13 protein-coding genes are annotated in these 24,316 nt (G+C 48.0%); 6 read left to right on the top strand and 7 right to left on the bottom strand.

Annotation, left to right across the window (positions count from 1 at the left end; translation table 11 throughout):
* The first annotated feature begins 334 nt into the window (after positions 1–334).
* Together EZMO1_RS11885 and EZMO1_RS11880 are read left to right on the top strand one after the other, a co-directional pair.
* Positions 335–1,411 carry an arginine deiminase-related protein gene (locus tag EZMO1_RS11885; RefSeq protein ID WP_034873821.1) on the top strand — a complete coding sequence of 359 codons (1,077 nt, stop codon included), beginning with the start codon at positions 335–337 and terminating at the stop codon, positions 1,409–1,411.
* A 233-nt stretch (positions 1,412–1,644) separates the two neighbouring features.
* Positions 1,645–2,271, top strand: coding sequence for a deoxynucleoside kinase (locus tag EZMO1_RS11880; protein ID WP_034873819.1), 627 nt, complete (start codon positions 1,645–1,647; stop codon positions 2,269–2,271).
* A gap of 75 nt (positions 2,272–2,346) precedes the next feature.
* On the opposite strand, the gene EZMO1_RS11875 is transcribed toward EZMO1_RS11880, so the two are convergent.
* The 4 genes from EZMO1_RS11875 to EZMO1_RS11860 form a co-directional block, all read right to left on the bottom strand.
* Positions 2,347–3,441, bottom strand: coding sequence for an enoyl-CoA hydratase/isomerase family protein (locus EZMO1_RS11875; RefSeq protein WP_034873817.1), 1,095 nt, complete (start codon positions 3,439–3,441; stop codon positions 2,347–2,349).
* A 666-nt stretch (positions 3,442–4,107) separates the two neighbouring features.
* The gene (locus EZMO1_RS11870) at positions 4,108–4,632 is read right to left on the bottom strand and encodes an ISAs1 family transposase (RefSeq protein ID WP_051789562.1); all 525 of its coding nucleotides are present in this window, start codon (positions 4,630–4,632) and stop codon (positions 4,108–4,110) included.
* 194 nt (positions 4,633–4,826) lie between these two features.
* The gene (locus EZMO1_RS11865; RefSeq protein ID WP_034873155.1) at positions 4,827–6,227 is read right to left on the bottom strand and encodes an IS1380 family transposase; all 1,401 of its coding nucleotides are present in this window, start codon (positions 6,225–6,227) and stop codon (positions 4,827–4,829) included.
* Between the two features lie 48 nt (positions 6,228–6,275).
* Positions 6,276–6,944 (bottom strand): ISAs1 family transposase, encoded by a 669-nt coding sequence (locus tag EZMO1_RS11860; protein ID WP_061509474.1) that lies wholly within the window; start codon positions 6,942–6,944, stop codon positions 6,276–6,278.
* Positions 6,945–7,040: 96 nt separating this feature from the next.
* Here EZMO1_RS11860 and EZMO1_RS11855 point away from each other — a divergent pair, with 96 nt between their 5' ends.
* Positions 7,041–7,847 (top strand): IS3 family transposase, encoded by an 807-nt coding sequence (locus EZMO1_RS11855; protein WP_034873364.1) that lies wholly within the window; start codon positions 7,041–7,043, stop codon positions 7,845–7,847.
* A 1,041-nt stretch (positions 7,848–8,888) separates the two neighbouring features.
* Positions 8,889–14,252 (top strand): hypothetical protein, encoded by a 5,364-nt coding sequence (locus EZMO1_RS11850; protein WP_145912576.1) that lies wholly within the window; start codon positions 8,889–8,891, stop codon positions 14,250–14,252.
* Positions 14,253–14,424: 172 nt separating this feature from the next.
* Here EZMO1_RS11850 and EZMO1_RS11845 read toward each other — a convergent pair whose 3' ends face one another.
* The 3 genes from EZMO1_RS11845 to EZMO1_RS11835 form a co-directional block, all read right to left on the bottom strand.
* A complete protein-coding gene (locus tag EZMO1_RS11845; protein WP_034873361.1) occupies positions 14,425–17,277 on the bottom strand; it encodes an insulinase family protein in 2,853 nt (950 codons plus the stop codon).
* Between the two features lie 460 nt (positions 17,278–17,737).
* Positions 17,738–19,174: an aldehyde dehydrogenase family protein gene (locus EZMO1_RS11840; protein ID WP_034873360.1), complete on the bottom strand. Its 1,437-nt coding sequence runs from the start codon at positions 19,172–19,174 to the stop codon at positions 17,738–17,740.
* A gap of 59 nt (positions 19,175–19,233) precedes the next feature.
* Positions 19,234–20,841 (bottom strand): acetolactate synthase large subunit, encoded by a 1,608-nt coding sequence (locus EZMO1_RS11835; protein WP_201772144.1) that lies wholly within the window; start codon positions 20,839–20,841, stop codon positions 19,234–19,236.
* 183 nt (positions 20,842–21,024) lie between these two features.
* Here EZMO1_RS11835 and EZMO1_RS11830 point away from each other — a divergent pair, with 183 nt between their 5' ends.
* On the top strand, positions 21,025–22,461 hold the full coding sequence (locus EZMO1_RS11830; RefSeq protein WP_061509468.1) for a hypothetical protein: 1,437 nt from the start codon (positions 21,025–21,027) through the stop codon (positions 22,459–22,461).
* A gap of 289 nt (positions 22,462–22,750) precedes the next feature.
* Entirely contained in the window at positions 22,751–24,178 is a 1,428-nt protein-coding gene (locus EZMO1_RS11825; RefSeq protein WP_145912468.1) for a transposase, read from the top strand.
* Positions 24,179–24,316 lie beyond the last annotated feature (138 nt).

Genomic DNA, 24,316 nt, shown 5'->3' with positions numbered 1-24,316 from the left:
GTTCTGGCCTTTATGAGTGGGATTATTGGCGACCAGAGAAGAGATAAAAAAAGCAAATTAAGAGTATACGTAAATGAGAATAATTACAATTAAACGTTCGTTTACGAAATACAGTAAAAACCGAAACAACATCAGGCCAAAGCGTTGCCAGACTGCCTGCAACTCTGATGCCCTGCCCGGTTTTTCAGGTACTCGTTTAACACCACTTGAAACATAAACCGATTCTGTAGAGATAACAGGCTGAGTATAAAGGCAAAAACCTGAGATTATCGGGGTAAACACGTCTATCTTGCCCATTAGCTTTTTGAAACACGTGACGATCCGAACCACTGCCATGAAACAGCTCGCCCTTGCCGGACTCTTTATTGCTTCCACTTTCTGCCTGCAACAAGCTCATGCGGATGAAGCACTGACATCCTACGTGGTCATGGTGCCACCTAATCACTTTGCTGAAACCGACAGGACAAAGCCTTCCACGTCTAAAAACAAGCCTCTTATACGTCATTTAAAGGAGGAAGGATCAGTTTCTGTCACGGCCAAAGCCATGCAGGAATATACGGCTGCCAAAGAACAGCTGGAACAGCACCAGGTACATGTGATCGAGCTGCCAGCGACGCATTCACCCAATGCACCCGGGGCTGCTTTCCCCAATAACTGGTTTATATCTTTTCCTTCTCCTTGCCCCCAAAAGGTTCAGTGCGGTACAACCGGCAACACACAGATCGACCTGTTTCCCATGCTGACGAAACGGAAGAAAAAGACACCGGATATTAAGGCGCTCAGAAAAGCGTTGAATATGCAGGGTATTTCCAGCCAGTACAATGATGATGCTCTAAAAGATGTCACTGGCCATCAGGCGCTGGAAGGAAGTAGCAGTATTGTTCTGGACAGAAAAAACAAAGTCATGTTCGCCGCACTGTCACCACGAACAGACGCCTTACTGTTACAGGCGTTTGCCAACAGGCAGGACTATAAGCTGATTTCATTCAGAACGCTCTTTCAGGACCAGCCTGTTTACCACACCAACATGATGATGAGCATTGGGGAGCGATTTGCCGTTTTGTGCAGTGAGTGCATCAGTGAAGAAAATCATCGCAGACAAGTGTTAGAAGCGCTGTCTGATAAAACCATCATTGACATCACTCCGGACCAGACCACGGCATACGCCGGTAATCTTGTACCTCTGAAAAATGATCAGGGTGAAACCATTACCGTTTTGTCCCGCACCGCCTTTCAGACACTCAATGATGAACAACTAAGGGCATTAAACCGTTTCAATGACCACTTGTTGGTATTTGATCTGCCTGTCATAGAAACCTTTGGCGGTGGCAGCGCTGGCTGCATGCTGGCAGAAATATTCTTCCAGCCGAAACAATACATCAGACAGAATCACTCAAAAACGACGGAATGACGATGAAATACCTTTTCCTGTTCGCAGTTGTTGTCATCCTGACCGGATGCTCTCTGGTACCTGACTTGCCAGGACCCATTGGTATTCCGGGAATTTAACAAAACAGTCGTGTGGTCAGTGACTTAAAATAGTCAAAACCGGTTCAATGACTGGTTTGAATACTTATTGTACCACCGTCTACAATTCCCTATCGTTCGCGCCCTGATTTAATGACTATTACACCAGGTTCGCGGATGACACAGACCAATCACTTTGTTGCAGTAGAAGCCAATATCGCAGCCGGCAAATCGACCCTGCTACCAAAGCTGGCTGAAGCACTGGACTGGGACCCCATTCAGGAACCGGCTGAAGACCCTGAATTTGCCAGACTGCTGGGCGAATTCACCAAAAACCCGACTGTTTCGGGCAACCGTATTCGTTTTCAGTCGTATATTACCCAGCGTCGGGCAGAAATCGTTGAAAACCTGCCAGCCAACCGCAACTATCTGATTAAGCGATCACTGTATTCAGATCTGATTTTTACCCAGGCTAACTTTCTCAGCATGGAGCAGCCAGACACCGAGTTTATGCTGCACTACTGTGAAATCCAGAAACGTCTGAAAGATTACCCACGCATCAGCGCGGTGGTTTACCTGCATACTACTCCGGAAAAGGCTCACGAGCGCCTGCAAAGTCGGGGACGGGAAGCGGAAGATGGAACGCCCTTTGAATACATCCGTGACATCCATAACTACCATGAAGCCATACTGCCGCAAATCTGTGCTTCCATGAACACCCCACTGGTGACCATGGACTGGAACGATTTTGGCTGTGAACATCAGGTGGCACAACAAATTCTGGACGTTATTCGTCAGCATTGAGAATGCCATCTTAAATCGAAAACACAGGCTTCAGAGTCGTTGCTCCGAAGCCTGAAGACTATAGCCTTTCGTCTGTCACAGATCCGCCAACGGGTGAGTTTGCCAGGGAGACACAAAGAAAGAATCAGTAGCACCCTGTGCAATATCCGCCAACGATTTAAAACGCCAGTCTGGCTGCTTATCCTTATCCACCAGCAACGCCCTTACCCCTTCGCAGAAATCCCCCTGCATCACCGAGTTAACCGACAGAGTCAGTTCACTCTGAAACGCTTCTTTAAGAGAACAGTGTCGTGCACGTCGCAGCTGCTCAAAAGCCAGTCTGACAGACAGTGGCGAGCCATTTAACGCAGTCTGTCGAGCCTGATTCAACCATTCATCACTGGTTTCCAGAGCCTCCAGCGCTGACATAATATCCGCAAGGGAAGGCTTCTCCATCATATTTTTGATCAGGTCACGATGTTCACGAATCTTGGAATAAGGCAGCCATCCGGCGCTTTGTTCAGCGTACTTCTGTACGACCCCGTAGGTAACCTGATAAGCATCCTGCTGCCAGTCGGCCTGTTGCAGCGCATCCAGCACGTTATGCCGGAATGCATGATCAATAAACCGGTTGCCCAGTCCCAGATACATAGCGTCGGCGGCATTTAACTGGCAAGCGGTCAGTGCAGCAAACAGCCCCGCTTTTGCCGGCATATGCCCCAGCAGCCAGGAAGCACCCACATCCGGATACAGGCCAACGGTAATTTCCGGCATTGCCATCACCGTCGTATCCGTGACTACCCGGAAGTCGGCTCCTGCCATCAGACCGACACCGCCTCCCATAACAAAACCGTGTCCCCAGCAAATGACTGGCTTGCTGTAGACATGAATCCGGTAATCCAAACGATACTCCTGCTCAAAGAATGCCTGAACCGCTGCCTGATCACTCTTCAGCGCAGACTCCCTGATGGCTCTGACATCGCCACCAGCACAAAACCCTCGTTCACCCGCGCCCTGAAGAAAGACGCAGACAATCCCCTCATCATGTTCCCATCCCTGAAGTTGCTGGTACAGTGCATCAATCATTGCCTGATCCAGCGCATTAAGGCTCTTTGTGGCATTCAGGGTCACCACACCGATGCGATGACCGCTGTGGGTATCCAGTTCCTGAAACTCAACCTTCCCGCTCATTGACTTCCCCCTGCAGAGGTAAACTTGAACTGTTATAAAGCTGTTAGCTCACTATATGAGACAAGGATTTTGATTTCAAACCAGCATCATTCTTAGACGATGTCACAAGAGTCCGTTCAATCCACAAATATGTGAATGTGATTATTAGACCTCCACATTAGAGAATTACGTGCACAATAGTACAACTTATTTAAGTTCGTCTTAGGCATTGCAGCACAAGGGATTCCGCAACCACTTTTGGAAGCCTGCTTCATTAAACCCACTGATTTGGACCTGAAATTACGTATTTCTGGCAGGTCCATGTTCTTTGGCAGCCCTGTATTTGCCTTTTAATGGCAATATTAGGGCATCTCAGGGCAATAGGAACTCATAAAGCCCTATTTTAGCGGGTTTCATAAAGTACCTTGGTACACGTAATTCTCTAAACTGGAGCTGAAGGATTACTCTTTGTTCTGAAGTGAGCATGGCAACCGTTTCCTCTTGCTAGGAGCCTGTCGGACTGAAGATAATTTCGTTGAGGATACTTGCCTGATCGCTCTCCAGCCCATTCAAGCCTTTATGCAAGCCCTTCTCATCACCACTACTTTTCCCTCTGAATAACAAAAAAACGCCCACAAAGCTCTGTAAGTAGCCAGAATTTCAGGGCGATATCATTTGGCTTTTTGATCAAATGACACCCTGCAGCAATAGCTCCAAATATTCGTCATCAGCTGCTGCAGTAATGCGTTTGTTCATCATGCCCAGCTTTTCTGTTTTTTCCTGAGACAACAGGTTCAGCGCAATCTGCCTGAACACAGCCATATTTTCAGCACCATACCCTTTTCTGATTCGGCAGCCATCTTCTCGAAAACTAATATCAAGGCTCCAATGAAGATTATTTTCCACAGACCAGTGTGAACGCACCGCACTCATGAATGTCGCGGCATCAGTGATAAGGCTTGAGATAAAATAGCGACGTTCAATGCTGACTTTCCCTCCCTCATGCCGCTCTCCTTCCACAACGCCAATCATGTTCAGGTCTTTCCATTTGCTACGTTGATCAAGCCAGATCACGTCAGTACTGATCCAGCATCTTCGAACCTCTATGCGTCCATGCCCTTTATCAAGAGTCTCATGATAGCTGGCCGATTCCGGTAGCTTTTTCTGACATGCCAGATGATCTAGCCCGGATATTTCATAAACAAGCAGCAACTACCATCCCATCCTCTTAATTTTGGACTTTTCCGCAAGCCTGTTGCTCTGTTAACCATGTGAAAGACATTGCAGCCCATACTTGCTTACAGATTAGACGCTAATCAACGAATCCTGCTATTTCAGGATAACGGAAAGCCCCAAGGCTCTTTCATCTGGTTGCTATGTACCTTGATTGAGTCTTATGAAAGTTGCTACCCCGGTCGAAGTATCGGCATCTGGTAAAAGACTTCTGTCACATGCTGCAAAAGCCTCTTGAATGGGCAGCTACGCGGCAGATGAAGTTTAATTCGGTCTTTATATTCAACCACTTTGACTGCAACTTTACAGAGCTTCATGATCACCGTTGATGGCTGCGCTTTTTCCAGCTCCGTACCTTTCAAAGTCTTGGTTCTTAACTCATAGTGCAAAACATAAGCGGCACAGGCATAAAACATTCTCAAATGGTTAGCCAAAAAGCCCTGATCGGACAATCTGTCGCCGGACAGATCACTTTTCAGATGTTTGATGAAGTTCTCATCCTGTCCTCTTGGACAGTAAAGCTCTTCATAAATTACCTCTGGAGAAGCTTCCTTCATCGACGTCACAATGAAACGAGGGTTGTCGCCTTTTTGGTTGACCTCCGCCTTGTAAATTATCCGGGTATCGAGACCTTTCCAGCTCTTGGCCTGGTATTCTGCTTCCCCGTAAAGTCTGAGCCGATCAGGTTCTGGCATGTTGTTCAGTCTTGCCAGCTCAGTCTTGACCTTCAGAGCTTGACGCGCTTCATCCAACAACTCTTTGGCTTTTGGCCGCAAAGCCGTTTTGTGGCCTGCACCTTTGCCCAGGACATAATCCGAATGAGGGGCATTCTGAACCACCCACATTAACTCTGGTTGAGCGAAGTGGCTGTCTCCCCGAACCAGTAGATGGGTTTTCGGCCACTTTTTCCGAAGCAGCCGAATGACCCGTTCGAGAATGGCTGCATTTTCCTTGCCCGTTGGGGTTTTCCCCGGACGAAGAATCGCCGTAATCAGCTTGCCGCTGAGTCCCTCAAAAATCATCAGGGGCAAGTAGCAGTAGTCCTGATATTTGGCATTAAACAGGTTCATCTGCTGGCCACCATGAGTAATGGCCGGTGTATGATCAAGATCGATAACGATCACCGGAGGTGGCAGCTTGTAACTGCTGATAAAGTGATGCACAAATGCTTCAGCCATCCTGTAAATGTCGGAGCGGGTCATAGATTGTCCCAGCCGGGTAAAAGTGGGCGCTGATGCGAGATGGTTATCGCTGTCCAACGGATTGCGACCAGTGGCCAGTTTGAACATAGGGTCTTTACGCAAACGGTTACTGTCGTTGGCATCTTCATAGCCGCAGGCCATTTGCAGAACCCGCTGAACCAGAAGTTCTTTCAGGGAGTGGTCGATATAGGATTGATGGCGTCTGTCATTGATGGCATCAGTCATTTTGCAGATAAGACCGCTCTGCAGAATGGTTTCCCGTAGCAGCAGAGTGCCAAAGTCAGAAGATAACTCCCCACCATTGAAGTCTGCCCGGATGGTTTTTCCATTTGAGGGATGAAAACGAAGCTGTTCTTGTGTAGATTTGGGCATGGCAAGTTCCGGTTTGCTTCTTCCGAAGCTTTCTTTTGTTCGACCCAATTATATCAAGTGATTGGGCGGAACTTGCCTCCTTTTATGAAATATTCGGGCTAGAAACAACTTAATATCTTCGTGCAAAGTTTCATGGTTGCCTTTCACAGCCAGTAGATAGTCAGCGCCTTTTGACCGAATTTTTTGGGCAATATCCTTCTGGCACCCCATAGCATCTGTACTAATGATACAACCGCTGACTTCTAACATATCAAGCAGTGCTGGTATTGCTGTAATCTCATTACTTTTCTCAGCTGTTTTCAGCTGACCCAATACCATGCCAGTAGCACTGGCCCACGCATTCACCATATGGATGGCTGCTTTGTCATCCTGTCTATCGTAAGATCGTCGTAGGGTTTTTCCGTCTATGGCGATAACTTCACCATGAGTTCGCTCTGTAATGGTGCTGACCCACTGAATAAAACACTCTCTGAATTGTTCAGGGTCAAGGCTGGCAAAAACTCGTCTGAAGGTATGTTGTGAAGGCGCACCGTGAGGCAAAGGGATATATTTTTTAAGCCATTTCTGTTTGCGCTTGGCCAGTTTTGACACCATCTTCCAGTCATCTGCACCACAAAGAATCATGCAGACAGCAGTGAAAACAAGGTGGGGTAACGGGTAACGGTGGTTGTCGGCACGAAATTCTTTAAGGTCGGAGAATACGTCGAGCAAGGTCATCAAAGTCATCCTGAACATCAGATTACAGGATGCCAGAATTTGCTGATTGCTTTATTGTCTTAAGCCAAATGAGATCGCCCTGACAAACGGAGGTGCATAGACCCAGAGTGCTCAAAGATCAGCATTCAACGTCAATGTGAGCTGATTGGGTTAAACAGGTCGAGCTGGTATTACCAAGCTTCTCCAGCTCTGGAAAGCCCTGAAAACCTGAATCTTATGAGGCTCATTGATGAGCAGTATACACGTACACCGTTTTACGGCAGTCGTAAGATAGCTGCATGGCTGAATGAGCAGGGTTTTCCGGTTAACAGGAAGCGTATACAGCGGCTTATGAGGCTGATGGGCATACAGGCTGTCGGGCCAAAACCGGGCACGAGCCTGAGAAACAAGGAGCATAAGGTTTATCCATACTTGCTGAACGGGGTTGATATCGTGAGACCTAATCAGGTATGGAGTACTGATATTACCTACTGCCCGATGCCTCAGGGATTTATGTATCTGGTTGCCATCATTGACTGGTACAGTCGTTACGTGGTCAGCTGGGAGCTATCGAACACACTGGACGCTGATTTCTGTATCCATGCGCTGGACCGTGCTTTGGAACGGGGTGAGCCTGATATATTCAACACTGACCAGGGTTGCCAGTTTACCAGTAATGACTTTCTGGCACCCCTTCAGGAAAGAGAAATCCGAATCAGTATGGATGGAAAAGGGCGAGCACTGGATAACATTTTTGTCGAGAGACTATGGCGTTCCGTCAAGCATGAATGGCTGTATACGCATGAATTTAAGACTGTTCCGGAGCTTTATACCGGTTTGGATGAGTACTTTGAATTTTACAACACTGAGCGATTACATCAGTCGTTGAGTTATAAAACTCCTCAGGCAATTCACTTTGCATGAGGGCTTTAAACCACTGCCAGGACTTAACTTAAATTTGTTGGTTTACTGTCTTGACAGTGGGGTCCACTATAGTTACAGCATTTTGGTGGTGAAAGTGGGTTATACCAATTCCGTTTTCTAAATATGACCATGAGCAAGCCAATCCAAATCGCCGGGCAAGGAAGAACGACGAGTAATAGCTGGCTATTGCGAGGAGTTCTGACGCAGAACCAGCGGTTTGGAATGGCTGCGCAATTCATGTTTAGAAGACGGAATTGGTATTAACACACTGCCAAGACTTAACTTAAATTTGTTGGTTTACTGTCTTGACAGTGGGGTCCACCATAGAATCTACTCTTAATAGGCTCTGTCTCAATATTCACACGCAAGACACTACAACCAAAGGAAATATCATGCTAAAACGTTTGGCTGCTGGCTGGAATGATGAAAAACTTGGGCAATTATTAAGTACATTCGTTCAAATTTGATGCGTAAGTCTTGTTGGGGCATCAATGCCGAACTCTCAAAAAACTGTCCACAGTATTATTATAAGCCATACCATTAAAATACTCTGTATCTATTTCAAATGCTTTTAATTGTTGGAAATATTTCTTCTATTTTATCTAATGTCAGTTTTTTATCTGAAATTATACAACTAACTACTTATATGCGAAGACCGACTTTTTCTGATTAACAATAAAGTCGGCCATCTATTGATCCCCAAGGAATGAACTACCCCGGAGCAAGCTCCGGGGTATCAAGTTAGCTCTTGAGTAGTTCGCAGCAAGCTGCGGGGAATTAGACCCAAGGCTTCGCATTAAAGGAAAATGTGCGCACCTTAGTACAGTGAAAATACAGAAAAATCACCGCCTATGAACGACATATGCCTTACGTATTGAGTGAAATTATTACTGTATCATAGTTCTTTTTTCTTATCTAAGCCTTGGTAACTCTGAAAAGTCCGACTTTTGGTATTTATGGAAAAAGTTGGTCTTCGCGTACTTATACAATCTGGCATCGGGGATGCGTTTTAATTTTTATAGAGACGGCCTGCTAATTATTATGAAAAGTCCATCCAGAACCATTCGTTATTTGACGTATAAACTGCGCTGTTTTTTATCTGTTTTTTTTCTAACCGTCTGCGCTTTGTCTTTTTCCACTTATAGTGCCAGTGATGGCGATACCCCGGACACAACCTCTTCCCCAAAAAACACAACCACCCACCTGCCCTCAAACAGCACTACAACCATAGTCCCGACAACGTCAGTTAGCAGAACCAACCCGTGTAGCCAGATAACCAGTAATCCGGAGGCTCAAAAGAGCTGTAACATTTTCTTCAACAATCCCATAGCCTCTGGAATATCATCATTTGCAACAGCAGTCGTTGTCCGTGATGTAGAAGAGCTTGCCAGTGCTTTCAAAAACGCCGACCCCAAAGGCTCCATTATTGTCCTGACTCCCGGAAATTATAACCTTGCCAAAAAGTTGGAACCCGGTCAGAGAATCGCTTTGGTAGGTATAAAAACCGGTGAGACCCGACCAACGGTCAGTATGAATCTTGCTTTGCTGGAACGTAGTGATTGGGCTCTGGTTAATCTGCTTGAAAAAAGGGGGGCTTCAGCTGGCTTTTACAGTGCTTTCATAAACTGGGAAACCCTCAGTGACAAAGAGAGTAGCAACCACAGCACTATTTTCGGAAACAATTATCCGGGGGAAATCAGATTTTATGGCAACATATTTACACACGGGAGCAAAGACTCTCATATTGGTGAGTTTATTTATCTGAGGAACGACGAAGCCAAAACCCAAAAAATAGTGATCGACGGCAACCGGTTCAATACCAGTAACCTTCATGCCTCTGCTGTTCTCTCAGAGGGTCCCACCTCTGAAGACCGACATGAAATCATTATTGCCAACAATACATTAACCAGCAGCAATGGTGCCGACAACAAAAGTCAAAATGCCTTTTATCTTATTAACCACAATAAATTCACAATCGAAAAGAATACATCGCTGACCAGGCAGGCTAACGCCTCCATAAAGATCGAATTACCTAACGAACCAGGATTGCAAGGCTCTATCAAAAACAACACGGCTGATACTGGCGCACTGGTAAAATTCCGAAGAATTGAAATAGATGTGCAAAAAGACGCCAAGGATAATTATAAAATTGCAGGTCGCTTAACCCTTTCCGGTAATGACTATTTCGACGTTTATTACGATGATGAAAAACGCGACTATATTGTCTTTACGGAAGGAAAAAAGATCCCGGACAGCTTTTTGCCTGCCAGAGTCTCTCCGTCACCAACCCCTGCTGCTTCGGTACTGGTCAGCCCCAGTGCATACACAACAACAGCGGCGGCTAAACAGGCCATTACCAGTGACTCTATACAACCTTCACCCACGGCGATACCAGCAACGCCTTCTGTCACTCCAACAAGTGATCCCACGATAATCTGTGATCACATACAATCGTCCACAGAGTTCGGCTCCAACGAAATTGATGCCTGTAAGGCATTTCTCGAAAACAAAACAGCCTCTGCTGGTCATACCTTTTCCATGGCCGTGGTGGTCAGCAATGCAAAGGAACTGGACGACGCAGTGACAGGAAAATTCCCGTCAAGCAGTGCAAAAACCAGCAAACTGATTGTCTTGAAAAGTGGCACCTATCAACTGACCCGCACACTGTATATTACGGACAAAATAGCCCTGGTCGGAACCGTTGAAGACGGTGAATATCCGGTCATTGAAATTGATGCTGGCAACTTCAAATCGAACAAAAACTCTCTGGCTCACCTCTACCATGATTCAACGGTAGTTGAATCCGGCTTCTACAGTCATCACATTCACTGGAACACTACCGATAGCCCGGACGCAGCCTCACCACTACTGCGCATGGGAGCCATTGAAAGCCAATCTTATGAGGGGGAGCTTCGGATTTATGAAAACAAATTCTCGAAAGCAAGTTTCAATTTGATGAGTCAATATATCCTGCTATTGAATGCTATTGGTGGTGCGGTTATAGAGAACAACTGGTTTGGTACCGATTATTTAACATATACCGCTGTTTTGGTTGCTTGTTCAAGTGCTATCTGCAGAGCAAAAAAACCAGGGCTTGAAGTTCTCGATAACCATTTCCACAGTGACGTTCCTATCACACCTATCATAAATAACCTACTGTATTCAATTATCGTCAGAGGTTACATGCGCTACGGGATCATTGGTAACCGGCAGGAAACCAAAGAGGCTGCAGGCAACATCTATATCACAGACCATAAAAATGAAAAAAACATAGATGGCTATGTACTCAACAACATTGCCCATAAAGACGCACCGGAGCTTCAGCGCAGAATTCTCTTTCGGTCCTACCACTCTCCCAAAGAATCCGTGAAGATCACCGGAAAGCTTCATGTTGCAGGAAATGACTACTACACATTTAAAGAATTTGGACTTCCCTCCGACCATGTTGGTTACAGACCAGGCAAACAGCTTGCTTCATCCCGGATTGCATCTTCACAAACAACAGCAGCCACACCATCACCCGGTGCAACGTCATCAACGGTAAAAGCTGCCCCGTCGACCCATGTATCTTCTGACGTTTCCGTTGGCAGCATTACGCCAGCCCGGTTACTGGTCTCTGTCACCGCATCAGTCAGTCCGGCACCCGCGAAAACAAAACCATGTAATGATATCCGGACGCACACAACCGCATTTGCAGCCTGCAAGGCATTTCTCGAAAACAAAAAAGCCTCTGGGCCTGTTTCGGATAATAAGTTTTCGCACGCCATTCTGGTTAACAATTCGACGGAGTTGATCGACGCCGTCAATAAAACGACCGGCGATGATGGCAGCGCCATTCATGGTCGCATTGTTCTATTGAACCCGGGCACCTATGAGCTGTCAAAAGCTCTGTCCGCCACCCACCGGACTGCAATGATTGGCCTAAAAGATGAAGACGACAGACTGCCTGTTATAAAGCCAGCAGGCGACTTCACTGGCAGCTATAATAAGGATCGTTCACTGCTTACCCTGAACACCATATCGAACCCTCGGGATACCGGTTTTTACAGCTGGAACCTGGAGTGGAAAACCGCCGTGCCTGCAGGCAGCCATTACTACAATTTTGACGCCCATGTTTACGCAATAAGTTATAACGGAGACATACGAATTTACCAGAACCGCTTCAGCCATGGGTATAGCAGTTGGAACCGTTATGCGGCTACTGTTCTGTTGGGTAACGCCGGTCATAAGTACTACTTTGGCCATAATACTTGTGATGATACATCATCATTAGGTAGTGTTTTGGATTCCAGTGCCATAAACAGTCAGGCAGAAATTGAGATTGAATCGAATGAATTTAAAACCTCTGGTGAAGCTGAATTTGAACAATCTTTGTATTCAAACGCTATCTACCTTAATGATTATCAACGCCTGAAAATCAACGACAATATTCAGAAAGACAAGTACGCTCTGGGCAACATAAAAATTAAATTTTTCAATAACCAACAAATCATAAATGCTTCCATACAAGGTAACAAAGCGCATAAGGACACACCGAGAGAAGGCAGAACCATTAAGCTGGAACACGACAAGAGTTCTTTTAAAGATGATGACAACTTATTGTTATTGGGCTATGTAAGCGTAACCAGAAACGACTACTATGAGCTTGAGATTCTGGGGTTAGCCGATAAAAATTATCGCTATACCCCCGGCCTGAAAGTGAGTGCTTCAGCATCGGCGGCACTGACACGTTTTACACCCCCTGTTACACCTTCCGCATCATTCGATGGTGCCAAATTAAGTCCAACACCTTCCCGGTCTGTTTTGACTACAGCCACAGTCAATAGCTACGGCACTCCTATGCCAAGTCCAACCGGAAAGATCCGGTCAGCATCGTCATCCTCTGCACCGACTCAGCTTACCCAACCACTGCCTGAGTCAACACAGGGCATGACGACCCGTCCTCTTTCAGCTGGCAAAACAAGCTCAACACAGCCTGTAAAATCATTGATCGCATCGACACAGGTACCTGCTGCAACCAGTACATCAGTGTCTTCAACACCACCCGTCATCAACAGTCCGTGTGACCAACTGACCCGTTCTGAAACACTAGTTTGTCAGAAGCTTACGGATGACCTTCAGAAGCTGGAAATACAAACAACGTTCTCTGAAGCGGTTATGGTTAAAAACAGTCAGGAACTGATTAACGAAATAACCACGACTTCAGAGTCCGGCAAGGTTATCCTGCTTCACGCAGGCAGTTATGCACTGGACGAACCACTCCATATTCTTAAGACCGTGGCGCTGGTCGGCATTGGGAATGCGGTGGTTAAACCTTCGGCCAATTATCCTGCCGAAGCAGGCGCACTGGTTCTCCTTGATGATGCCGGTACAGGTCATGGTTTCTTCACCAGAGACATGACCTGGGATATCTCGGCGTTTGGAGATTCACAGGGCGATCCTCTCAGCACTGCAGTCAAGGCCGTCAACTATGAAGGCAAACTCCTGATGAGTGGTAATGATTTTCAATATCACGCAAACAGGGAGAACGAAAAAGCACCTTCCCATTATATCGAGATCCAGAACTCATCAGGCGATGTACTGATCAGTGGCAATAATTTCTTTTCAGGAGGACTGCAGAAAGCCCCCATTTATGCCAGCTGTCAGGGTTGCCGGACCGACGACCAGACTATTGGTATTTTCAGTAACCAATTTACAGACTCAAATGATGGCGAGTCTGCACTGACTGCCATTGATGTCCGTCACTACAAAACCCTGAACGTTCATGGCAATGTTCAGGACACAGAGTCTGCTTCGGCTGGCATCAATATAGAGCTGCCAAATCATACAGACGCTATCAATGCCATTATCAAAGACAACATTGCTATTGGTACATCCGATGAAACCAGACGAACGATTGATCTGACAGTTGCCAGACTCGCAAATGAAGCTGCCCGCATCGATGGCACTGTGGAGGTATCCAATAACCGCTGCTTCTCCGTTAACCACAATGGAATACCGTCACATGTTCTTGGGCTGATACAGGGTAGCTGCCCGATTTCACCGACTGCCCGGGCTCATATAGGAGAACAATCATCCAGTGGCATCAGTGCTGGTGAAGGCGTTGGCTATACGGTTGCTGCTGCTTTTGGTACTTACACAATACTTCTTCTGTCAAGCGGAGCATACAGCAGGTTGTCACTGCCCGGTCACGAGTATGTTTACAAAAAAATATTCCTGAGACTGGCAGGGCCTGTCCTGTGGCTGTACTCAAACACTTTTGGTTCTAAAAGCTACAAGCCACAAAACAACGAAGAAAATGAATTAAAAATTCTTTATAAGGCTCCTAGAGGCAAGGTATTTACAGATGACGAAGGAAAAACGGATGACAGAGTTCCTTTAACCAGTGAAGAGAGCGACTTTTAATGCCTTCACAACAAAGGCATTCTGTATAGAAACGCCCCTGTACAGCCCAATATGGTGGACCCTGTTTTTACAGAAGAGCATCCCGCTAAGGAATAAAAACATAATAAGCGACAGAAGGCACAAAGCAATCAGGCGGGATTACCCGCCTGATCATTCATTGATGCTGACAGAATCAGTTGTTGTTCACATTACCTCTGGAAGTAATGATAATCTGTCCCTGTTGCTTCAACAGCTCGTCCATCGCCTGCTGAATGTCGCTGACCTTAATGGTTTTTGCAGCATCGGCAATGTCTGACTGGTAGTTAAAGCTATGCTCTCGCCCGTCAAGACTGTGCCAGAAGCGACTGGCTCGTTCATCCGGGTTAGTGTCACGCTTGGTCAGATCGACAATCAGTCCCTGACGATAATCTTCCAACTCTTCTTCGGTCAACTCGTTCAGTCGTTTAACCTGTTTCGCCAGAAACGCTTCTATGCGCTGCTCTATAACTTCAGGCTCTGCCACTGGTGACTGAACAGTAAATGTCAGACCCGGATGACGCTCAACCGGACGGGCAGAGGCGTTAACAATGTAACCCAGCTGCTGTTCAGTACGAAGCTCATTAAAGAAAGGGGTTGCCAGCAAACGCCCCAGCAGGGAAAACTTCGCCCGTTCACGATCTTCAGTGGTATCAAACTGCACGTACCGGATATACAGCGCGTCATTGTGGTCAAAATCGACCGCTTCACGCAGACCGGCGTCTTTCAATACATTAAACGGCTGATCAAAACGTTCACCCCGATTAGTGTCGTTCAGGACAGAGGACTCCACCAGTTCGGCAATTTTCATGGCTTCACTGCGGGAATGGTTTCCGTAAATCAGCATGCTGATATGAAGACTGTTATAGAAGTCACCGGCATACTGCTTCAGGTCAGCAAAAGAGATCGCTTCGGCAGCCGTCAGCATTTCATCATCGGTAAAATAGTTCGGATAAAGCAGTTGGCTGACCCGATCCATACCCAGGCGGAAAGGTGCAACAAAGGCCTTGTTTCGCAGGTTTCGAACCAGGCGCTCACGCTCCTGTTCAAACTCGGCTTTCTCCGGCTTGAACTGATCAATTCCCTTGAGAATGGTTTCCAGCAGGTAAGCCTGTTTCTCCTGATAACCGGACAAGGCAATGTTCAACCCTTCACGACTGGTACTTAGGCCATAGTTCAAACCGGCTTCCTTGGCAGGATAACCGTATTCGTTCAGACTGCGCGACAAAAGGGTTCGATACAGTTGCAGAGACACCAGATCCTTCGCCGTTTCAGACGCTTTTTGTGTCGTCATTTTCAGGCGCACAGAAGCCCTTGGCACCTGAAAGCTGCTGTCCGTCATACTCCAGACATCCAGCCCTTTTTTCTTGATGATCTGTGTAGGCTCATCGGCCTTATCACTGGTTCTCAGCTCCAGATCCGTGGCAATAAACCGGTTTGGTGCCGGGATAGTCAGATCTTCATGAGCCTGAGGGTTGTTCAAACGCTTCAGCAGTTTTTCCGATAAAGGTTGAATGCTGTAGTGTGTATCGAAGTAAGGCTCTATCTGATCCTTAGGGAGTCCTTGAGCAATCACTGTCTGACGGACATTGTCTGGTGTCAGATTAGACATCAGCCGTTTAATCAGCTCCGGATCAAATTCGTCGTACAAATAGTTGGAGTTCAGCAAATCAGAGGCTGGCAGATAGTGCAGACGCGATGCCAGACCCGTAGCCGTTTGCTGTGCACCACGCACCTCCTGATAGCGGAAACCCAGATCGGCAATCTGTCGGGTTTCGTCGTACAGCCACTGCTGTATACCTTCCTTACGAACCAGCGCCAGGTAGTCAAACACCACTGCCGTGATATCATCCACCTGTTCCAGCCCTTCAGGCGTCAGGCCAATCCGAACATTAAACTCGGCAAACTCTCCCGGTGTATCACTGGGATAAGCGGCCAGAGATTCAATCAACCCCTGCTCTTTGAGCAGGCTGTGCAGACTTCCCTCACCTTCATAACCGACGACACGGGCAAGGTAGCCCATGGGCTTTTTGTGGTAATACGGATGCAGGGATTCCATCGGGAAAGCCAGTGACAACACTCTGGTTTCTTTTAAAGGCACCAGATTGATCCGCACACCCAGCTGATCGTCCGCATAAGGCGCTAAACCAATGTGGGTATCAGGTTTCACACCACCACCGTCCGGCACGTCTGCAAAAGACTCTTTTAACCACTTTTCAAGTTGTTCAGTGGTTTCTCTGCCATACACAACCACCCCCATGTTAGGGGCAACGTAATAAGTATCGTGGAAGCTTTTCAGATCTTTCCAGAGCGACTTGCCATCATCATTATTCAGCGTTTCCAGATCGCCAATGGTGAAGCGGCTTTTGGGGTGCTTCGGGTTGGACGTGGCATTCTGCGCCATAAACAGACGCCAGCCGTCTTCTTTGGCATGCAGGCGGTACTCAGAATCCACTGCGTTGCGTTCACGGTCCACATAGGCCGGATCAAGTGTCGGGGAGACAAAGAACTGCGCCAGCTGATCGAGAGCTGGTCTCAGCTGTTCATTGTTGATATCAAAGTAATAATTGGTGCGTACGTCTGCGGTGTAAGCGTTGGCACCGCCGCCATTGGCACGAATAAACTCGAAGTAGCCGTCCACCTCTGGGTACTTTTCGTTGCCCATAAACAGCATATGCTCAAGAAAATGCGCCAGCCCCAGCCGGTCATCCGGATCCTGATAGCTGCCCACATTCACATCCACTGCCGCTGCCGACTTGTCCGTATCGGGGTCTGAGATCAACAGCGCCTTAATGCCATTATCCATGACCACATAACGGTAGTCCCGGCTGTCTACCGGGCTTTTTATGACCGTTGTCGCTTCGGCAATCGCTGTTTTTGATGAACCCTGTTTCAATGTGGTCAATTCCGTTGTCTCTCTCTCAGTGGTCAATGTACATCCACCTGTCAGCACGATTGCCAACGTTCCGGCGGTCAGCGCGGATACCAGAGACACGTACTTTCTTGTCATAAATCTTATCCATACCTGATCAAAAGGTTATGAAGCCTTTCCTGATTATGCCTGCATCTTTTGTGAAAGTAATAATGAAATTTCAACACAAAGCTAAGTAATCGGCCATACGGAATCGAATATTTCTGGCTTATTGGGCAGGTGCTCTGCAAGGCGCAACGGCGGGAGCATAGCAAGCTATGTGACCAGAGTTGCAACGCCGCACGACTGCATGGATGCAGGAGCTAGAGCAACGCAGGAGCAGTTGCCGTGAGTGCCTGAACAATAAGTCAGAAAATATGATTTCGCATGGTTGAGTACTTACACCCAAACAGGCATCAGAGGCCGCTACAAAAGTATAAATAGTTCAATCAAGGTACAGTGTGTAAATAAACGCCTGCAAATTAAAGGGGTTTACAAGAGTCTTACCAAGACTAAAACGTCTACTGCCGAAATGGCACGAAAAGACTGACAGCTCGCTTTACAGCTCTTCGCTGTGAATCACCATCATCTTTTCTATCTGCATATCTTTAAAGGTGTGATGAATACCACCAACGCCTAACCCGGACTGCTTCAGCCCCGCAAAGGGCATGCCATCACTGCGAAAAGCCGTGTGTTGATTGACCATAACAGCGGAAGCATCCAACCGTTTGTACGCCCGCAAAATGGTCGGTTGATGGCTGGAGAATACCGCAGCCTGAAACGCCAGAGGCAAACTATTCGCCTGTTCAATGGCGTCGTCCAGATCATCATAGTCGTAGACGCACACCACCGGGCCAAAGATTTCCTGCTCACTGACCCTGACACTGGCAGGCGGGTTATGAATCACCGTTGGTGCGTAGCCTGTCTGCCCAACCCGCTGACCACCGCAAACAATAGTTCCACCCGCTGCACGGGCTTCGTTAACCCACTCTTCAACCCGATCCACTTCACGGGGGCGAATCAGAGGGCCGACATCGGTACTTTCGTTCAGTTGATTATCCACCACCAGCGCATCGGCCGCTTTTTTCAAACCCCGCAGAAAAGCCTTACTGACCGACTTCTGCACGTACACCCGCTGACTGGAAACGCACACCTGACCCGCATGGTAAAAACCACCCTTGGCAATGGCTTTAACAGCAAGATCAATATCTGCATCCTTTGCGACAATCACAGGGGCAGCACCACCGTGCTCCAAAGCACAACGAGTGCCGGGAGCCAGTTTTGAACGCAATGTCCAACCCACTTTTGCACTGCCAATAAATGAAAAGAACCCAACCCGTCTGGCCGTAACAAGATGTTCGGCCACCGCCAGACTGTCAGGAATCATGACCTGTAACCATTCCGGCGGTAAGCCTGCTTCATGAAACAGCTTTGCCAGACGCCAGCAGGACAGCGGTGTATCATCAGCCGGTTTAACAATCACCGGGCAACCCGCCGCCAAAGCGGGCCCGATCTGATGCACAATGAGATTAAAAGGATGATTAAAGGCACTGACCGCCACGACCACTCCAACCGGCTCTGCGGTCGTTAAAGCCAGATGGTGACGCGTCGCAGCAGTGCTGTTCACCACCGGCATGGAACCCGTTTCGCCACGCATGCAATCGATGCACAGCTTAATACCGTCCATGGCACGACTGATTTCAACTCTGGAATCCACCAGCGGTTTTCCGCCCTCACTGGCAGCTTGTTTTGCCAGATTTTCCTGCTCGCGGGAAATACGATGTAACACACGACTGAAGATGTCGATACGCTGATCCAGCGACAACCACTGATCCCGATTTCTGAACAACCCGTAAGCCGTGGTTAATGCCTGCTCTACATGACGACTGTCGCCCGTTTCGAGCTTGCCCACCAGCGACAGATCAAAAGGGTTATACACATCCAGAGTACCCGCCGGAGCATCGGCTCCGGGGATCAGTAAAGGTAAAGCATCCATTATTATTGTTTTTCTCCTGAAACTGAGAGTACAAGCACAAATAACCCTGTGAAGCGATCTTAAATCGGACAGGCTATCTCGCCCAGCCGATTACTGAGAATCTGGTTTTCCCGGTAATCAATGGGAATCACCACCAGACTGGGGCCTTCTTCATTCATTGCTGTCGTTAACGTTTGCTGAAGGTCGCGACTGTTCGCCACGCTGTGTCCCTGCCAGCCAAAGCTTTCAGCCAGTTTCATCCAGTCCGGGTTATTAAAGCTGAGCGGTGTATGGTCACCAAAATGGTCGGTCTGCTTCCAGGCAATCAACCCGTACTCTTTGTCTTCCCAGACCATCACGGTCAGGTTGCAATCGTAGCGTCGGGCGGTTTCCATTTCCTGCACATTCATCATAAAGCCACCGTCACCACAGATGGCCAGCACCTGTCGCTGAGGTTCAATCAGGCTGGCAGCAATCGCCCCCGGCAAAGCAAAGCCCATGGAGCAGAAACCATTGGGCACCAGGCAGGTATTTGGCTGATGACAATGATAATGGCGGGCAATCCACATTTTATGTGCCCCCACATCAGACAACACAAGTCCGTCAGCAGGCAACGCCTGCCGCACATCCCACAAGGCTTTCTGGGGGCGAATGAACCCTTCGGTATCGTCGTCTTTATGCATTTCCAGATCAGCGGTCATATCCCGTCGAACCGCCTGTTGGGGTTGCAGGTCGAAAGATGGCAGCGAACCTTTGGACAGATTGTCGGCAATGGCATCCAGTGAATGTCCGATGTCACCAATCAGTTCCAGTTCAGGATGATAGCAGGCATCGATTTCTGCCGGTGTCGAGTCAAGGTGTAACACCGGCTTGTCACCGGCAGGATTCCAGAGATGAGGGTGATATTCCACAAGATCATAGCCCAGGGTAATCACCAGATCCGCAGCATCCACCGCACAGGCAACCAGATCTTTCCGTCCCAGACCAATAGTGTAAAGACAGTAATCCGCATCCACATCCACACAGCCTTTCGCCATAAAGGTACTGATAACACCAATACCGGTGAGATCAGCCAGACGACGCAGGCTGTCTGAAGCCTTCATACGAATCACACCATTGCCGGCAATGATGACCGGACGCCGTGCATTTCGAATCATCTCACAGGCTTGTTCAAGGCTTTCTGCTTCCGGCATCGGGCGGGGGTAACGTCGAACCGACAAAGGTTTGGCGTCGGTGTCCAGGCTGGCAATGTCTTCACAGAGTTCCAGAAAGACCGCACCGGGCTTTTCCGAACGTGCCAGCCTGACGGCCTTACGAATCATTTCCGGAATATTATCGGGATGTCGTATGGTCTCCGCCCACTTGGTGACCGGCCGGAACATACTGACCGCGTCCATTATCTGATGGGATTCCTTGTGCAACCGTTTGGAGGAACCCTGCCCGGCCAGCACCAGCATCGGAGCAAGGTCCATGTTGCCATCACCAACACCGGTCAGCAGATTGGTCGCACCGGGGCCGAGAGTTCCCAGACAGCCTGCCGTATGTCCGGTCAGACGGCCATAGACCTCGGCCATAAAGGCGGCACCCTGCTCATGTCGGGTAAGGATGAACCGGATTTTGTCGGACTGATTCAGAGACATCACAAAATCGGCGTTTTCTTCACCGGGTACACCGAAGATGTACTCCACGCCTTCTTCTTCCAGGCACTGAACAAACAGATGGGTGAAAGTCTCATACTGACCATTTTTTCTGGGCTTGCCGTCCGTGGTTTATACAGCAGCTACAAATTTTCTCTGGACTTACATAGGAACGGCCAAACACCGCTATGATCGTTACTGTAAAAGATACCGCAACAGTGAAAGGCCGCCCCGATGCAAGTATGTCAGCCACTAGCTGAAGCCGCCAATTTTTCTTGTCATGCTATCCAACAGCTTGAGCAAAAACTGGCCGTTCTTCGTCAGGAACACAGCCCAATCAAGCACTTTGAAGACTATGAAGGTGAGATCCATAAACTCTTTATCGAAGCAGAGCAAAGCGTTCTGGCAGAAGACCTGACCGGGCTTGATATTGACGTTCCTGCGATTGAGGTAAGCGGTGTCTGTTACCATCGGGTGTTGCGATCTTCAGAAACTTATCAATCCGCTGTCGGCCCTGTCCGGGTTTTGCGTACGCTCTATCGTAACGGTAAGGATCACTCTATCATCCCTTTGGAGCTACAGGCAGGTATTGTAGAGGGGTATTGGACACCAAAAGCAGCTAAACAAGCTGTCTGGATGGTTGCGCAAATGCCTCCCGGAGAGGCTAAAAGCCTACTTGATCTGATAGGGAACATGACGCCCTCGGAAAGCTCTCTGGCCAGACTACCCAAAAAGTTCAATGCGCAGTGGGAACCCAATAGGGAAGCCTTTGAAGCCTTTCTCTGGGAAAGCGTCAAGGTTCCTGAAGAAGCTGTGACTGCCGCCGCTTCTCTTGATGGCGTCATGTTGCCGATGAAAGATGGTAAACGTCAGGAAAAGCGGGAACAGAATAGAGTCGATGGCAAGCGAACCCGTGGCCCTGCTGGCTGTCAGGAGGCCAGTTGTGGAACATTGTCGTTTTACGATGCACAGGGTGAACGCCTCTCAACGGTCAGGATGAGTCGAATGCCTGAAAGCAAGAAAGTGACTTTGAAACAATCACTCTCCGCACTCCTGAGCGAAGCTCTTCGACAGAGGCCAGATCTGACGCTTGTTAAAGTCGCTGATGGGGCAAAAGACAACTGGACCTACCTTGCCAATGAACTCCCTGAAGGTCACGAGGTTGTAGACTTCTATCATGCCGCAGAGCACCTGAAGAAAGCGTTTGACCTGTCCTATGGTGAAAACAGCAACAAATCCAGAGAAAAGTTCATCACCTATCGCCACATCCTCAAAGAGGAGCCCGAAGGTGTTGAAAAAGTCATCAAAGCTCTGGCTTACCAGCATAAACGACACCCTCGTCGATCGAAGTTGAAAACAGAGCTGGAGTACTTCAGAAGTAATCGAACCCGCATGAACTATGCTGAACACTTGTCGCACAACTTGCCAATAGGCTCAGGGGTTATTGAGGCGACTTGTAAAACCTTGGTAACGCAGCGAATGAAGTGTTCTGGAATGAGGTGGCGGCATCCCGGAGGCCAAGGTATTTTGACAGCAAGGTCATTAATTCAGAGTGGCATGTTCGACAATGGCTGGAAGTTACTGGCGGTGACCTACTGCGCCAAGGTCACGGAAGTGGGTATGGACAATGTCATCCCATTCCCCATGCAGAAAGGTGACTTGGAATTATAGTACCAGTCAATATGAGACTTTCACCCAAACAGATCGGAGGCTTTCATGGTCAGGCGATTCCCTGTTAGTGAATTATTATTGTACTGTTGTCGGCTGTTGCTATGAATAAATAGGCTCAAACTCGCTATCACTCGATGCTGCAGTTTTTGATATTTGAGGGAGAGCAGGAAATGGCAGGGTGGCATAAGAGCAGACTACTACTGCAGCTCCGAATTCAAGCCTTGCCATCATAGCCACAGCAGCAGGTTGGAGGTAAGATCTCATAGGAACTTAATAACCGTGTCGTATCTTGCTAATTCGCCCATTACCCGTTGTCACTGCCTTTCTGGATGCTTTGAATGATTCGCTCAAGTCCATCAATTCCTCTGCGCAGTTGAGTAGATCCCAGAAAGTGGCACTGGGCGTTTTTATCATGGGAATCGTGGTAACTAAAACTATTAACTGGGCTGCTTTTGAGCGCAGAAGCTTAGGCAGATTCAAAGCGACCCGTCTGTGCTGGATGTTTTATCAAGCAGAAATTGCATGGCAAAGCCTGCTACAGGCCAGCGTCAGAAATATTCTTCTACGCTATGGAATACAAAGTGGAACCCTTGCTATCGACGATACAGGAAAAAAGCGCACTAAAAGGACTTCAAAAATCGACGGTGCCCATAAGATAAAAGACAAATCAACAGGTGGTTATTTTAATGGGCAGGAACTGGTGTTTATGGTGCTCGTTACTGAAGTAGCTACCTTTCCAGTAGGGTTTCGCTTTTATATTCCTGACCCTGAGTTATCTGCATGGAGGAAGAAAGACAAGGCGCTCAGGAAGCAAGGCATTCAGAAAAAAGAACGACCGAACCGTCCTGAGCCAGATCATGTTCGTTACCCCACCATGCAGTCGTTGACGCTGGTTATGCTGCAAGAATTTGTTGATTCGTTTCCCAACATTACGATCAAAGCAATTCTCGCTGATGCACTGTATGGCACAGGAGACTTTATGGATAAGGCTGCGGAAATAACAGGCGGAGCCCAGGTTGTCAGCCAACTGCGCTCGAATCAGAAAGTATCCAACCGAAACCACTCGGAAGCGACTCTCAAAGCTTACTTTTCGCGCCAGAAAGGCGCTGAAACTCAACTCATAATACGCGGTGGCAAAGAAGAGCAGGTCACGATGCTGGCTGCTCGGCTGTATGTTAAGGCTCATGGGAAAAGACGTTTTGTTATTGCCCTGAAGTATGAGGGTGAAGAGGATTATCGCTATCTGGTGGCTTCAGATATGTCATGGCGGCATACCGACATAGCCAGGATTTACACCTTGAGGTGGTTGGTCGAGGTTTTCATTCAAGACTGGAAAGCTCATTGTGGCTGGAACAGGTTGAGCAAACAGCAAGGTGCTGACGGATCGCAGCGCGGCGTGATCCTGAGCCTGCTGTGCGAACACATGCTGTTACTGCACCCTGAGCAATTCGTCCTACTGAAAAACAAACAGGCCGGAATGCCCGCAGGCTGTCTGATCGAACGCCTCAATGCAGAAGCCTTGCTTGCTACGGTGAAATCAGTGGTTGAATCGGAAGATCCAGATACCGAGCTTAAGGCTCTGGCCTTAGCCTTAGAGCATACTTTGCCCAAGCGGGAGTCGAGCAGGCATATGGCTGGTAGAGACCTGGGAGAACAAAAGGCAACTGACTCACTCAAAGCACACGCCCGGAAGTTTAAACTTTTAGATGCAGCTTAGAATCGAGATAAATACGTTACTTGTTTAGGTAAAACTGCAGCATCGAGTATCAGCTAAATAAAACAAGAAAATAGTACCAGAAACACCTCACCAGGTGGCTGCCTGCCCCCGAGTATTCATGAAATTTCATCACCTCTG

It is taken from the genome of Endozoicomonas montiporae CL-33 (assembly GCF_001583435.1).
Lineage (GTDB): Bacteria > Pseudomonadota > Gammaproteobacteria > Pseudomonadales > Endozoicomonadaceae > Endozoicomonas_A > Endozoicomonas_A montiporae.
This window is presented reverse-complemented; position numbering and strand designations above follow the sequence as displayed.

Bases quoted from the DNA above. Each gene is read 5' to 3' on its own strand.
- EZMO1_RS11865 (WP_034873155.1), bottom strand. From the start codon at position 6,227: ATGCCCAAATCTACACAAGAACAGCTTCGTTTTCATCCCTCAAATGGA.
- EZMO1_RS11875 (WP_034873817.1), bottom strand. From the start codon at position 3,441: ATGAGCGGGAAGGTTGAGTTTCAGGAACTGGATACCCACAGCGGTCAT.
- EZMO1_RS11830 (WP_061509468.1), top strand. From the start codon at position 21,025: ATGCAAGTATGTCAGCCACTAGCTGAAGCCGCCAATTTTTCTTGTCAT.
- EZMO1_RS11840 (WP_034873360.1), bottom strand. From the start codon at position 19,174: ATGGATGCTTTACCTTTACTGATCCCCGGAGCCGATGCTCCGGCGGGT.
- EZMO1_RS11885 (WP_034873821.1), top strand. From the start codon at position 335: ATGAAACAGCTCGCCCTTGCCGGACTCTTTATTGCTTCCACTTTCTGC.
- EZMO1_RS11850 (WP_145912576.1), top strand. From the start codon at position 8,889: ATGAAAAGTCCATCCAGAACCATTCGTTATTTGACGTATAAACTGCGC.
- EZMO1_RS11860 (WP_061509474.1), bottom strand. From the start codon at position 6,944: ATGACCTTGCTCGACGTATTCTCCGACCTTAAAGAATTTCGTGCCGAC.
- EZMO1_RS11845 (WP_034873361.1), bottom strand. From the start codon at position 17,277: ATGACAAGAAAGTACGTGTCTCTGGTATCCGCGCTGACCGCCGGAACG.
- EZMO1_RS11880 (WP_034873819.1), top strand. From the start codon at position 1,645: ATGACACAGACCAATCACTTTGTTGCAGTAGAAGCCAATATCGCAGCC.